This window comes from Candidatus Poseidonia alphae (assembly GCF_943787815.1).
Classification (GTDB): Archaea; Thermoplasmatota; Poseidoniia; order Poseidoniales; family Poseidoniaceae; genus Poseidonia; species Poseidonia alphae.
The window spans coordinates 85,368-99,091 of sequence record NZ_CALSNW010000006.1; the positions used below are offsets into that span (position 1 = coordinate 85,368).

Below are 13,724 nucleotides of genomic sequence, written 5' to 3' on the forward strand. Positions count from 1 at the left end.
CAAGGGGGGCATCAAGTGGGCTTTACGCGACGGTCAACACAACCAGACCCCGATCCTGTTTCAACACGAGAATGGATGGATTCCATTCGAGCCGTGAAAGAACAACTCGGGGAAGAAGAAGCACGACGTCTTCTTCACGCAACCCTCAGTGCTGCCCGTGAGGTTGGGGTTGATGTCGACGTCGTCAATACGCCGTATCTAAACAGCATTCATCCGGACGACCAAGGTACCTACCCGGGCAACCTTGACTTGGAAGAGCGCCTTCATGGAATTCTACGGTGGAACGCTATGATGATCGTCACTCGTGGAAACAAGTATTTCGAAGGTATCGGAGGACACATCTCCACCTATGCTTCAGCATCCCATGCCTGGGAAATCGGCTTCAATCATTTCTTCCGAGGTAAGGACGGGGACGGTTCTGGCGACCATCTCTACTGGCAAGGACATGCTTCCCCTGGGATTTATGCGCGTGCATGGCTGGAGGGGCGCCTTACGCTAGAAAACATGGAACGGTTCCGACAAGAAGTCGCCGGAGGAGGCCTTTCCTCCTACCCCCACCCTCGCCTGATGCCTGATTTTTGGGAATTCCCTTCCGTGAGCATGGGCCTCGGTGCGATGACGGCCATCCATCAGGCTCGCTTCAATCGCTATCTGGAAGACCGTGGCCTTGTCACAACAGCCAACTCTCGAGTTTGGTACACAATGGGTGACGGAGAGTCCGATGAACCCGAATCACTCTCTCAATTGTCGTTGGCGGGAAGAGAAGGATTGGACAACATTGTGATGACGATGAACTGCAATCTGCAGCGGTTGGACGGGCCCGTGCGCGGGAACTCAAAAATCGTACAAGAGCTTGAAGGTCGATTCCGAGGCTCAGGTTGGAACGTGATCAAGGTCCTTTGGGGCAGTTCTTGGGACGACCTCTTTGCTCGCGACTCAGCGGGTTTGTTGGCGTCTCGCCTCGCCGCGCTTGTTGACGGAGATGAACAACGAATCATGACAGCCGACGGCGCCACCATTCGCAAAGAACTGTTCAACACTGAAGGACTGGCGGGTCTTGTTTCGCACCTCAGCGACGAAGACCTCGTTGACCTCTGTGCCGATGTCGGTGGACATGACTTCGTCAAGTTGCATGCAGCATATGCGCAGGCTTCCGCTCACAAAGGCCAGCCGACGGTCGTGATTGTTCGGACCATCAAAGGATACGGGCTCGGGCCAGCCTTTGCAGGACGAAACACAACGCATCAAAAGAAAAAGGCGGGAATGGAAACGATGCAGTTCATGCGCGACGATCTCGGACTTTCATTCACTGATGCCGATTTGGAATCCTATCCTTATGTTCTGCCTGAAGACGTTCCCGAATTGGTGGCTTACGCAAAGGAACGCCGAGCAGCTCTTGACGGATTTATGCCTACAAGAACCGTCCCCGATGAAACCATTACTCTCCCTGGAGAGCAAGCATATGCAGATTTTGATGAAGGTACGAAAGGAACGTCCCAAGTCTCCACGACCATGGCCTTCGTCCGTGTTCTTCGTTCACTCATGAAGGACAAGGAATTCGGCCAGCGGGTTGTACCTATTATTCCCGATGAAGCCCGTACCTTCGGTATGGACCCCTTGTTTTCCGAATTTGGAATTTACCATCCTGACGGCCAATTGTACAAGCCAGTTGACCACAAGGTGCTGATGAAGTACAAAGAATCGGAACAGGGACAACTGTTGGAAGAAGGAATCAATGAAGCCGGAGCAACCTCAACGTTCATCGCTTCTGCGACATCCTATGCGACCCACCACTATCCTACCGTACCGTTCTACACCTTCTATTCCATGTTCGGATTCCAGCGGGTTGCGGATTTGATTTGGTCGGCTGCAGACCAACGGGCTCGCGGCTTCCTCATGGGTGCAACATCGGGTCGTACAACCCTCAATGGAGAAGGGCTGCAACATCAGGATGGCCACTCTTTGCTCATGGCTCATACCAATCCGGCCGTGCGTGCTTGGGACCCAGCATTTGCTTACGAGTTGGCCACGATCATCCGGCATGGAATCGATGAGATGTATGGCCAAAACAAAGACGTCATTCATTACATTGCGGTTTACAACGAAAATTACCCGATGCCACCCAAGCCAAAAGGTGTAGACGAAGGAATTGTTCGCGGAATGTATCTGTTGCGTGGCGCCCCAAAGGGCGATGGGCCCGTCGTTCGCCTCATCGGTTCAGGGCCGATCATGGTTCAAGTGTTGGACGCAGTTGAGAAGTTGGAGACCTTTGGTGTTCGCTGTGAAATCTATTCTGCAACATCCTATGGAGAGATGCGTCGCGACGGACTCGAATGCGACCGTTGGAATCGTCTCCATCCGAGTGAGGAGGCCCGAAAACCATGGATTGAAGGCCTTCTTTCAGAAGCACTCCCGACCGTTGCAGTTTCGGATAACATGGCTGCCGTCCCCGACATGATTCGACAATGGGTGAGTGGGCATTATACCGTGCTAGGTACGGATGGATTTGGACGCTCAGATACCCGAGAGGCGCTTCGCCGATTCTTTGAAATTGACGGAGCAGCCATCGCCCTCGCCGCTCTTTCTTCACTGGTGAGGGACGGTTCTATTGAGGCCAAGGTTTACTCAAAAGCAGAGAAGGATTTCGGTATTTCCACTGAACGAAACGACATCACAGAATTGTGACGGACAAATACCCTTTTCGAACCGGATGTTGATGTTGGCCTGTGGTTCTTTGGAATCATTCTGCCCTATCGTGGCGGGGTGGTCCTGCTCATCACGAATCTGAGCGATCAAGTCAACGCTGTTCCCAAAGACGGTTCTATCGGCGCGAGTTATGCTTCGGGTGGCTTCCATGTGCCTGCTTCCTTTGCAAAATCCAGAAGATGGCAGTAGAGCGTGACCACGTTCGTTCGGTGGTTGCTCACTTCAAACACCTCGTCTTGTTTAAGCGGGGCGGGTGCGGTGTTCCAAGCCTTTTTTGCTATGAGTGAAAGAGGAAATCGGAAGAGAGCAGGACCGGTTACAGGCAAGCCAAACCTCGTTCTCCAAGGGCGTTCAATCATCCCTGCTTGGAACATTGCTGAATTCACCGACTTCCATGACCCACCTCCCGTCTTGTGGCGCACCAACCAAGAAGGATTGACCGATGAATCAACGGTATATCCGTGGTCGGCCAACACTTGGGCCATCCACGGCGCGATGTATCCGTTTGGGGCTCTAAAAAAGGGGCGAAACGAAGGGCCTGCCGATTGTTGAAGAAGGGCCGTTGAAGTCGTCAACATCGCACTAAACCCTTCAACATCTTCGCCCCAAGCCGACCATGAACGGTGACTGTGGCCGTGACATCCCACGGTGAGTCGTTCTCCAAAGGTGTTGAGCAATCCCTCAAGAAGCGAACAAAACCCATCGTTTTCAAGCAAGTCAGTGATCAGAAAAAGGGTCACTGCATAATCGTGATGTTCCATCCAACGGCGAAACCCTTCAACGCCAATGAGAAACTCATCAGAAAGTTCCGTGTTGGAATGAAGCATCTGCTTCTTGCTCCTCGTCGGGTGACCTTGGTACTGGGGCAGATGCCGGAAATCGTCGCTATCTACGGTGTACCACGTTCTCATGACGCCTCACCACGCCCAATATCGACGAGGTGAAGATGGTGGGGGACGGTCCGTTCGTTGAATTCAATTCCAATAAATTGTTCGAGCCGTTCTCCGTTCCAGCGGTTGCATATTGCACTTGCAGTAGCCAGTCCTGCTTCGTTGTGGGGGTGAACTGCGATTTCCACGACAACGTCGCCCCCACGGTGCTTCAACCAATTGAAGACGGCATCAACACATAGGGTTGCAATGCCCTTCTTCTGATGGCCTTTACGAACCCAGTACCCCAGATTGTACTTGGCATGCAACGATTGCAGTTCGTCTCCCAAGCCGAGCAAACCGATGAATTTCTTGGTCTCAGTCTGGTGGATGGACCAGAAATGAAGTTGGTCCGTCCCGTTTTGTGCTTGGATGTCAAAGAGCATATCTCGAAGTTGACGGCGGATGTCTTCGTTTGGGTTCAGCCATGGAAGGGCTGTTTGAGCGGCTACAGAATCCTCGTTGTAGGTGTCCAGAAGGTCGGTCAAGATGTTGTTTTTTGCAGGATTGAGGGTAATGCCGTTTTCCAAACTCAGTGTTGGTGTATGAATCATTTTATCCACCTAATTGATCACTTGAGACCGTGCGCGCAAAACTTCTGGATGGTTGGGGTGGACATAAGCAGCCATGTCGAGCGTCCACTTCACATGGTCGTGACGGCCCAAATGTTGCATGAGGACCGATATGTGCAACAACATGTTCAGGTTTTCATGCAGATGCGGCCCCAGCGTGTCGAGCGTCGTCGCTGCTTCGTTCATTCGTCCGTGTTTGATGTGCTCCATCGCTTCTACCACTTCTTGGTACACCCGGTGTTCGTCCCATGGTTGACCTTGAGGCCAAGGCCAAATCCGATCGTTATCAATTGGTGGCGCAGGCGTTTCTTCCTGGGCTTGTGCAGGTGGTGTCGCACCGGTCGGTTGAGCAACTTCGTCATCATCAGGCAGTTCAGGAAGAGCCATTTCTTCGTTCACAGGGGTTTGAGTGACAGCAGCTGCCTCGGGCTTTGAGGCTTGGACCGATTGGCTTGGAGGGATGTCGGCGGGCAACTCCGGTGTAGTCGCAAGTTCAGCCTCAATGGCGGTTGCTTGTGCAAGAGAGGAACGTACCGGCTCGTCATCCGGAAGGTCCGGCAGGTCGGGAGTGGTCTCACCAACATTTGGCCCAACACTTCCCAGCAGGTCGTCATCGTTCGCTGTTGGTGTCGATGGAGAATACAAACCACCCTTGCCGGTGTGAACCGGCTCTGCAACTTCAGCGAAGGGGTCCGTCTTTTCAATTTCAAACATCACAGAAGCAGCAGGAGCGTCGCTGGGTTGCAATTCCACTTCTTCCTCTTCTTCGCTGGAAACAGTTTCCGAAAGGGTAGGTCCGTCCCCTTCAATGAATTGAAACGATTCTGGGATATCTTCACCGTCTTCATCGGTTTCGGCCTTAGAAATTTCGTATTGGTCAACATCAACGGTAACATCGTCAAGCGAAAGGACTGCTTCGACTACTACTGCATCCTCTTCCAGAAGCTCATTGTCTCCAAGGAGAAGGCCCATGATTTCCTCTCCGGTAGCCGTAGGTTTCGCCATTGGCTGTTCTCGTGCTGATTTATTCAGCGAGTAATAGCATTGGACGCACGTTTCAGCCCCCTCCTGATTCAAAAATTCGCAATAGGGACAAGGGTGACCATCGGCCTCCCTCTCCTTCTTTTTGCGACCGAACATCAACTCACCCAGTCCTCGGCCGTAGAATATTGGTTTAAGAATGCGGGTTTCCCGATTACCTACGGCTTCATTCCGAAGGCATATGCTGATGAAGCGAGGCGACTTGGTTGACGCCATGGGACGAAAGGGTTCAGTGCATCGGATGAACAATGCCGCAGTGCCGGATGTTCCGATGGCCAAAGGAGAACCCATGCCGGACCGTTGGCGGAAAAGCCAAGACCATTTTCAACGCTTTACGGAACTCATCAAACAAGAATTGGACGATGAAACCCAACTGGTCGAAGAACGCTGGAAAACTTGGACCAAACAACGTCTGGTTGTTGCTGGCGTGGCCATGTTTGACCTCAGTGCAAGGCCACAGGGCCGTTTCTTTGGCGATGACATCATCGTCTTTGAAACGCAGCGTGGTGACCGAATGCCGAACCATCGGTTTGGCCCCGGTGATATCGTGTTGATCTCACGTTCAAGGCCGTGGGGGGAAAAGGTCGTTGAAGGCGTTGTTTTGGACCGCGGTCCAACACGCATACGAATCGTCGTTAAAGAACGGCCCAAGGATGTCAAAAAAGGTGGATGGCGCCTGGACCGCGGAGCAAATCGTGTCGCCCATGACCGAATGCATGAGGCACTCATTGGATTTCACTCCACCGAAGGGGAAAGTGGAACCGTGCTAAGGGACCTTCTTTTGGCCAATGTTTTGGACGTCAATGAAAGCGCTTCTCTCCCTCCAGACATTCGAGGAAAACCATCCCTTCGCGCTCCCCGCCCAAATGTATCTCACCTCAATAAGTCACAGCAACAAGCCATTGAATTGGGTCTTTCTCAACGCTTGACGCTCATTCAAGGCCCGCCTGGGACGGGGAAAACCTACACGGCAGTCCATCTTCTCAACACCATGGCCCATTTGGGCAGTGGCCCATTACTGGCGACTGCAGAATCCAATGTCGCAGTAGACAATTTGCTCGAAGGCCTCCTTGATTTGGGGGTCAAGGCCTTGCGTATTGGCCGCCCAGTAAAGGTGCGAGAAGCATTGAGAGATGCAACCCTTGACGCTCTCGTTGAACAACATCCCATGCAAGAGGAACTCGCTTTTCTTCAGGACGAACAACGTCAACTTCGCAAGGCTCTCCCTTCGCTAAGAGGTAAAGAAAAGGGTTTGATGCACAAGGACATCAGCATCAATCAACGGGAAATCCGTCGAATTGAAGCAAACATGATGGCGAGTATTTTGGATGAAGCGGAAGTCATTTGTGCCACGACCATCGGGTGTGGGCATCGATTGTTAGGGTCCAGAAAATTCCCAATCGTTCTCATGGATGAAGCCACTCAGGCCAGCGAACCGAGCGCTTTGGTCCCCATCGTGAAGGGGTGCAGGCAATTGATTCTGGTCGGCGACCATCAACAACTCCCGCCGACGGTGATCAGTCGACGTGCTGAACAGGGTGGATTGAACCGTTCACTCTTCGAACGATTGATTGCTTGCGGCCTGACTTCCACAATGCTCACGACACAATACCGTATGCATCCGGTCATGCGCGAATATCCAAGCGCTCGATTTTACGAGAACAGACTCGAAGACGGATGCGCACCGGCCGACCGCCCTGCTCCTGCAGGATTTTTATGGCCCGATTGGGACCGTCCAATGGCCTTCATCCCGATTGAAGGGTCTGAAGTTCAAGATGAAGAAGGGAAAAGTCGTTCCAATCTTGACGAAGCTGCAAAAGTTATCGGTATCGTTGACGAATTGCTTGCGATGGGCGATATTCAAGCCGCCGAAATTGGAATCGTCACGCCATACAACGGCCAAGTTCGTTTGCTCTCATCGCTGTTTGAACAAGCAGGCGGTTTGGAACCAGGCCAACGGTATGGGGGCTTGGAAATCAAGAGTGTCGATGGCTACCAAGGCAGAGAGAAAGACGTCATCGTATTCTCCACCGTCCGTGCAAACGATGCCGGCGAAATTGGCTTCCTGTCAGACCATCGCCGTCTTAACGTTGCGATTACCAGGGCAAAGCGAGGCCTGATTGTTTTGGGCCATCCAACAACATTACGCCACGACCCAACCTGGCGAGCATATTTGGATTGGGCCGATGAGAGTGGATTATTTGCTTGGCATTTGACGCACAGTTAGAAGCGCAAATTGACAAAGGAGAACCCACGCCTAACACCATGGCCGACAGTCCCATTACGATGGTTCAAGGTGGCGGGACGCTCGCTCAAACCGTCTTGGCCTCTGCACCAGAAGGCATGCTCATCGCTCCAGCATGGAAGCGGGTTGCAGCCTTTATGCTCGATGTCGTGTTGATCAGTGTCGTCCTCTCATTCGCCACCGGCGGACGGCTTTTGGCGGCCCTGTTTGACCTAAGCCTTCTCACGGTTGACCTGAGGACAGGAGCCTTTTTCGCTCTGAATTGGTTTGTCTTCTTGTCTGCATTTTATCTTTATTTCAAGTACACCGGCCAAACCATCGGGAGGTCACTTGCTCAGCGAGGGTTTAGAATCGCCATTGTTCATGACAACGGGACGCTCCTCGAACAACACCATTGGGGTCCACGGGCCATGGCCAAACTGATCTACCTCATTCCAGCTGTTGGATGGCTGTATTTTGGACTCCGAGACGCCTACAACGCCCAATCATCGAAAGAAGAATACCGAACCAAGGTTGACCTTAAGCACCATACTGTTGCGGCCGTAGATTGGTCGTTGCCGGCAGAAACTCGTTTCGGTCTTCGCTGATTTTTATCAAGTTCAAGCATGATATTGAAGTACAGCCACCTCTCAGTGCCGGTTGGTGAGAATGCATGAGCGATGACCACAGCGCCCGAGCAGGCTCCCTGAGCACTTCCCTTCAATCGGTCTCGATGGAGATTGATGATGATGATGAAGACATCATCATGGTCGTTATTGAATTGACGAATGAATCCGCCATTCCGGTCGGAGGTTTATCCGCTGCTCTAGTGAGTGACAAAGGTCAACGGTTTGAGCCCATTGATGGCATCAGTTCCATCGGGCCTGGATTGACACGACAATTCAAGTTTGAAGCTTCGATTGACACCGGAGAATGGACGTTTGAATTCAACGGGGGCGGTCATGCGATTTCATTGGGCCCATACGCCGCCGACTTTGAATTCCAGGCAAATAAGGGTCGGAAAATGGGCAATGCGATCGGCTCGACTCTGTTCAGTGGAGCATTTGATAACCATCTCGATGATTTTGGTACGACCGAAGAACGAGGCATTATTGATGCTGAAACCATCACGATGACGTCGTATTTTGGTGAAAACAGTGAGGGCGGTTCAACAAAGGTGATTCTTGGTGAATCCGGAAGCGCAGACGAAGAAGACGGACCTCGAACGCCACCGTGGCAGAGCGAAAAACCTGCAGCGGTTGAACCAACACCGGCCGCCGCTGCCAGCCGTCCAGACCCACTGCTTGCACCGCTCAAGCCGCTGACACCTTTGACTCCCCCTACGCCACCAGCAGCTGAGCCAGAGCCAGAGCCTGAACCAGTGCCTGAGCTTGAACCTCAACCGCTTAGCGTACCAGAGCCCGTTGAAAAAGCAAAACCAGCCCCTGCTACAGCCTCTACCCCACCCCCACTTCCCTCTTCACCAAAACCAACTTCCAGCCCACCCAGCGGTCCTCCGTCCGGCCCTCCGTCCGGTCCACCCAGCGGTCCACCTTCCGGCCCTCCGTCCGGTCCACCCAGCGGTCCTCCGTCCGGCCCTCCGTCCGGTCCCCCAGCGGTCCACCTTCCGGCCCTCCGTCCGGTCCTCCCAGCGGTCCACCTTCCGGCCCTCCGTCCGGTCCTCCCAGCGGTCCACCTTCCGGCCCTCCGTCCGGTCCACCTTCCGGCCCTCCTTCCGGCCCTCCCAGCGGTCCACCTTCCGGCCCTCCGTCCGGCCCACCCTCGCGTCCCGAGAAGCTCTGAGGTGATTGCATGTCAGACGGATTTGCGATGGAACTCTGTGGCAATCAAGCCTCATGGCAGATCGTACCAGACGGGATTGGTTCAGTGAACTTGGACAGCGTTGGTTCTGCAATAGAGGCCGCGGGATACATTGTTGAAATCCGTTCGGTGTTGTGTTGGACCTTCACAGGACCTTGTGACCTAACGCTTTATCCGAGTGGAAAACTGTTGGTTAAGACCCAAGACAGAGAGTTAGCGAACAACGTCGCTCAACTTCATGTGACGAAGTGGGCTCTATCCTGAGGGGCAGCCATGATCGATGATCAAACGCTTCATCACCTTCGCAACAACGGGGTCGTTGCCTATCCAACGAGCACCCTGCCTGGCTTGGCTTGCCTACCTACTGTGGAAGGGTTGGATGCATTATTTGCTCTCAAGAACAGAGCATCCGATAAACCCGTCAGCCTTGGTGTACTTTCATTGGAACAAGCCACAACCCTCGTTCACGTCGATACAAAAGTGATTGAATTGGAGGCCTTTTTCCCAAAAGGTGGACTGACTTTTATCCTCCCAGCCCGAACACCGCTTGACGAACGCCTCGGTGGTTCATTTGTGGCTGTTCGGTGCCTCGCCCATCCAGTCGCTCGTGAATTGGTCTCGGCGGTGGGCCCGATTACGGCAACCAGTGCGAATGAATCTGGCGACGAGCCACAATTGACATCACAAGATGCAGGAGCCGAACTTAGGCTCCCGCCATATGCCATTCTTGAGGGGGATTGTGCGGGCGGTCTGGGCAGTACAATCATCAAAGTAACAGATGGTGGAGATGCTGGCCCGGTGGTAACTGTTATGAGAGAGGGCGTTGTACCTACACATGAAGTGGCTGAATGGTGGAAGAATCGCAACTGAAGTATTGGCGGGATGCAGGGCATGTCGCTCGCCGAACCTTGGAAGCCATGAAACTCGAATTACAACCTGGTAAAACCTTTCATGAGATCATTGAATCTGCGGAACGATTCATTCATCGCCACGGTGGAAAACCGGCCTTCCCTGCCACCATTGCCGTCAATGACATGGCTGCACACTTTACCACGAACCACTTGATTGATGGTGTTGACGGATGGGATAACGACAATGTATTGTCAAAAGGCGATTTGGTCAAAATCGACTTCGGAGTTCACATCAAAGGACACATCGGTGATAACGCCCTGTGCATGGAAATCGGGAACTCGAACAACCATACCGAACAAATCAAGGCTGCAAAAGAGGCCCGGGACGCAGCAGTTGAGATGCTTCATCCCGGCACCCCGTGGTACAAAGTAGGCCAAGCAGCCGCCCAACCTTCTCTTGATGCAGGATTCCAACCGATTCGCAATTTGTGCGGCCATCAACTCAAGCCATGGGAACTTCACGCAGGAGTTTCGGTTCCTTCCTACGCTTGCGGTAAGGACAATCAAGGGTTCAGGGGCGTTGTTGAAGAAGGCGCAATCTACGCCGTAGAGCCGTTCAACACCACGGGCTCCTCAGGGATGATTGAAAACATCGGCTCTCCACACTCATCCAACATTTACCGCGTAACAGGAATGACAACATCCAAGAAGGCACGAGCCAAAAACCAACTCAAGCCGCTTGGGGCACAGATGGCCAGGAATCTCGAGGAGCGTTACTCAACGCTCCCATTTGCAGAACGCTGGGCGTTCCCCATGCTCAAGAAACCCTTCCCCGATGCCGATGAAGCCAACTTACAAAGCAAATGGAATGCGCTTGTGAAGAAATTGATCAGCATACGCTTCTTGGAAACATACCATGTACTCCGATGTAAAGACGGCGGCAACATTGCCCAATTCGAACATACCGTGCATGTTACGTCGGGTGGACCTGAGATTTTGACCGTAGAATGACGTTTAAATCACGGATTCCCCTTCAAAAACCAATATAAACCGTGAAATCATGGACTTACATGAACAGGGCTGTTGAAGTTCTCGTTTGAGTGCATCCCATCCCCTCTGCGTTTCTCTCACCCTGTTCACCTTTATTCCCTCATTAGCCGTCAGGCTGGTTTGGTTATTTTCGTGAAAATCGAAGTCTTACAAATCGTATGCTCCACTCGCTTGGCGCGGAAAACAACAAAAAGTAACATTTGAAGAAACCCCTTTTTTTGCTGTTTTTGGGCTTCTACGCGAATTAAATAGACAATATTGTTTAATATGACGACGGCTGTGGTAGCCCTACCCCCCGAAAGGGGAAGGAGGACAAAAATATGAAAAACGAAAACCGAAATGAAGAGGCTGTCAGCCCAGTTATCGCTACCATCTTGATGGTCGCAATCACTGTTGTGCTGGCTGGTGTGCTGTACGTATGGGCTAGCTCCCTTGCTGAAGGCAACACCGACGGAAACCTGACCTTGTACGTCTTTGACGGAGAGGACGCCAGTGGTGCACCATCTGATGGAACCACTGACAACCTTATCCGCATGTCAATGACCAAGGGAGAAAACATCAACTGGGCCAACCTAAAGGTCCAAATTGAAGTGGACAACGCTGCACCTGTTACCTGTGACAACCCAGGACAGGACTCTGGCGCTGTTTGCTTGTTGGTGCCTTTCGAAGGTGATGGCGGCCAATTCTGGTCTGTTGGTGACGGTGTTACCATCCAAGAAAGCGGACAAGACCTTTGCACTGCTACGTGCACCATTGACGTGACCATCACGGACACCCGTGAAGGAACTGTCATTGACAACACCAACGGCGTTTCAGCAGAAGCAGACCAAGCTTGAAGCTCGTCTAAGCCCTTAGGGCATCTGCAAGAACACTTCCACGTTTGATCACAAACGTGAACATCGCCTCCTCGTTGACTTCGGTCGGCGAGGAGGCCTTTTTTAATTTTCAAATTCAGCAACCATCGCTTCCCTAACATCAGCGTGCTGCTGCCACATGTGCAAGGAACGCCCGCGGGCAGATGTGACCAGTGAACGCATGAGCAGTTCCATGCTCGAGAGCCATTGACCCAGCAAGGACAGCGGCCCAGATGTTTTCCCACTTCGAGCACGCCACCATAATCCGAGCATGATGGCTTCCATAGCGCAGAGGCCCATGTGAAGGGAATGAGCGAGGGTAAAGGTGGCTGGCCATCCATAAAGGCCAATAAAACCCCAGCGCAATAAGGCACTTATCGAAGCGATTCCAACTGCGAGAGGAGCGGTAATGTGAAAATGGAATTGGCGCTTCATGATTTTACTGAACACCCCATGGCGACGTCCAGAGCCCTCCTTTCTCCTGCGAACGAGCAAGCGCTGAAGTGCCCTGCGCCTCTTCGTGATTTTTTGCCGACGTTGTTCGCTTGGGCGGTCAGGAGCGGCGTCATGAAAGACCGCTTGCTCGTCAACGACAACCCTCCACCCCTGGCAGCGAATGGCTGTTGCAATTTGTGCGTCATCGGCATTTGAGAGCGGATTGAGCTCATCGATAGGAAGTGCTTCCTGCCTCCACATCATGCATGAGCCTTCCAAGAAAGGTGTGCTGTCAATGTAGGATTCAGTGATGCGCATCATCTCCCACATCGCCCGGTGACCAAGTTCTTCATTTCGGGCGTTCATTCGTTCGGGAAGAGCCCCTACGGCCCCGATCATCGGGTCAGAAAACCAATCCATCAACCTGCGTAGAACTCCACGACCCAAACGCGCATCGGCATCGGTCATGCAAACCAAAGTGGCTTCGCCCTCCTTCTTGATGTGGTTCAATGCTCGAATCACCGCAGCCGTCTTTCCTTCTCGCTGTTCCATAAGCAGGACATCCACCTTGAGAAAGGCATCAGGATGTTGGTCAATCCACGTCCTCGCTAAATCTACCGTAGCATCGTCCGATGCAGAATCGATCAGCAGGAGGGAGCAGGATGCAGATTGTTTGGCTAAATCGTCCAATTTTTGCTTGATGATGGTGGCTTCATTCCAGACGGGCAACAAAACAGTCAGAGGCAATTCCTTGTTCATGGGTTCAGGAACATGGGTTTGAGCATGGGCCTTTGTCCACTGATGCATGTTCCACCGATGCAGACCAAACGGAACGATGGCCGTCAGTAATGCAACACCTTCTACGATGGCAGGTACGACGACCATGATGCTTTGAATCCCATGTTGCCCTTGATATCTCCCCTTCTTTATGTGCGTCTTCATGGCTTTTTGAGCCGTTAGGTCTTCATCCGATGACGAAGTGGGTAAACCATGCCTAAGGTCCTCCACATCGGTCCTTGCGATACGCCAGGAGGGATGGCTAACGTCATGCGAACGCTGGCGGAATACCCACCTGAGGGGTGGGAGGCAGACCTTCTCTCCTCCCATACCGTTGGCTCGCCCTGGGCGAAGTGGAAGGCGTACAGGCGAGCCAGAAAGGAATTGATTCGACGCTGCCGTTCTGCTGAGGAAAGGCCGGATGTCGTCCACCTTCATACTGCAGCAGATTGGTCTTGGCGGAG

At 52.7% G+C, this 13,724-nt stretch carries 13 protein-coding genes; 9 read left to right on the forward strand and 4 right to left on the reverse strand.

The genetic code is table 11. From position 1 onward, the window contains the following. Positions 1-15 precede the first annotated feature (15 nt). Positions 16-2,685 (forward strand): pyruvate dehydrogenase (acetyl-transferring), homodimeric type, encoded by a 2,670-nt coding sequence (aceE, locus tag AAA857_RS08770; RefSeq protein WP_338174591.1) that lies wholly within the window; start codon positions 16-18, stop codon positions 2,683-2,685. Between the two features lie 149 nt (positions 2,686-2,834). On the opposite strand, the gene AAA857_RS08775 is transcribed toward aceE, so the two are convergent. From AAA857_RS08775 to AAA857_RS08785, 3 genes are read right to left on the reverse strand one after another with little or no spacing between them, the layout of a single operon-like run. Beyond that, entirely contained in the window at positions 2,835-3,617 is a 783-nt protein-coding gene (locus AAA857_RS08775; protein WP_338174593.1) for a polysaccharide deacetylase family protein, read from the reverse strand. Further along, the gene (locus AAA857_RS08780) at positions 3,614-4,189 is read right to left on the reverse strand and encodes a GNAT family N-acetyltransferase (protein ID WP_338174594.1); all 576 of its coding nucleotides are present in this window, start codon (positions 4,187-4,189) and stop codon (positions 3,614-3,616) included. The genes AAA857_RS08775 and AAA857_RS08780 overlap by 4 nt, the downstream gene beginning before the upstream one ends. A gap of 9 nt (positions 4,190-4,198) precedes the next feature. Beyond that, on the reverse strand, positions 4,199-5,212 hold the full coding sequence (locus AAA857_RS08785) for a hypothetical protein (protein WP_338174595.1): 1,014 nt from the start codon (positions 5,210-5,212) through the stop codon (positions 4,199-4,201). Positions 5,213-5,429: 217 nt separating this feature from the next. Between AAA857_RS08785 and AAA857_RS08790 the strand changes: the two genes are divergently transcribed. From AAA857_RS08790 to AAA857_RS08820, 7 genes are all read left to right on the forward strand, one after another. Beyond that, entirely contained in the window at positions 5,430-7,475 is a 2,046-nt protein-coding gene (locus tag AAA857_RS08790; protein WP_338174596.1) for an AAA domain-containing protein, read from the forward strand. Positions 7,476-7,513: 38 nt separating this feature from the next. Then, entirely contained in the window at positions 7,514-8,080 is a 567-nt protein-coding gene (locus AAA857_RS08795) for an RDD family protein (protein WP_338174597.1), read from the forward strand. A 65-nt stretch (positions 8,081-8,145) separates the two neighbouring features. Next, positions 8,146-9,363: a hypothetical protein gene (locus AAA857_RS08800; RefSeq protein WP_338174598.1), complete on the forward strand. Its 1,218-nt coding sequence runs from the start codon at positions 8,146-8,148 to the stop codon at positions 9,361-9,363. After that, positions 9,285-9,557 (forward strand): hypothetical protein, encoded by a 273-nt coding sequence (locus tag AAA857_RS08805; RefSeq protein WP_338174599.1) that lies wholly within the window; start codon positions 9,285-9,287, stop codon positions 9,555-9,557. Before AAA857_RS08800 ends, AAA857_RS08805 begins: the two co-directional genes overlap by 79 nt. A 9-nt stretch (positions 9,558-9,566) precedes the next feature. Then, on the forward strand, positions 9,567-10,163 hold the full coding sequence (locus tag AAA857_RS08810) for an L-threonylcarbamoyladenylate synthase (protein ID WP_338174600.1): 597 nt from the start codon (positions 9,567-9,569) through the stop codon (positions 10,161-10,163). Further along, a complete protein-coding gene (locus AAA857_RS08815) occupies positions 10,142-11,155 on the forward strand; it encodes a M24 family metallopeptidase (protein ID WP_338174601.1) in 1,014 nt (337 codons plus the stop codon). The genes AAA857_RS08810 and AAA857_RS08815 overlap by 22 nt, the downstream gene beginning before the upstream one ends. 359 nt (positions 11,156-11,514) lie before the next feature. Further along, positions 11,515-12,030, forward strand: a complete 516-nt coding sequence (locus AAA857_RS08820; protein WP_338174602.1) for an archaellin/type IV pilin N-terminal domain-containing protein — start codon at positions 11,515-11,517, stop codon at positions 12,028-12,030. Between the two features lie 102 nt (positions 12,031-12,132). Here the strand turns inward: AAA857_RS08820 and AAA857_RS08825 are convergent, their stop codons facing one another. Continuing rightward, complete coding sequence (locus AAA857_RS08825; protein ID WP_338174603.1) at positions 12,133-13,368, reverse strand: glycosyltransferase; 1,236 nt, start codon at positions 13,366-13,368, stop codon at positions 12,133-12,135. Positions 13,369-13,473: 105 nt separating this feature from the next. Between AAA857_RS08825 and AAA857_RS08830 the strand changes: the two genes are divergently transcribed. Beyond that, positions 13,474-13,724: hypothetical protein (locus tag AAA857_RS08830; protein ID WP_338174605.1), on the forward strand; the 251-nt coding region annotated here is incomplete at its 3' end.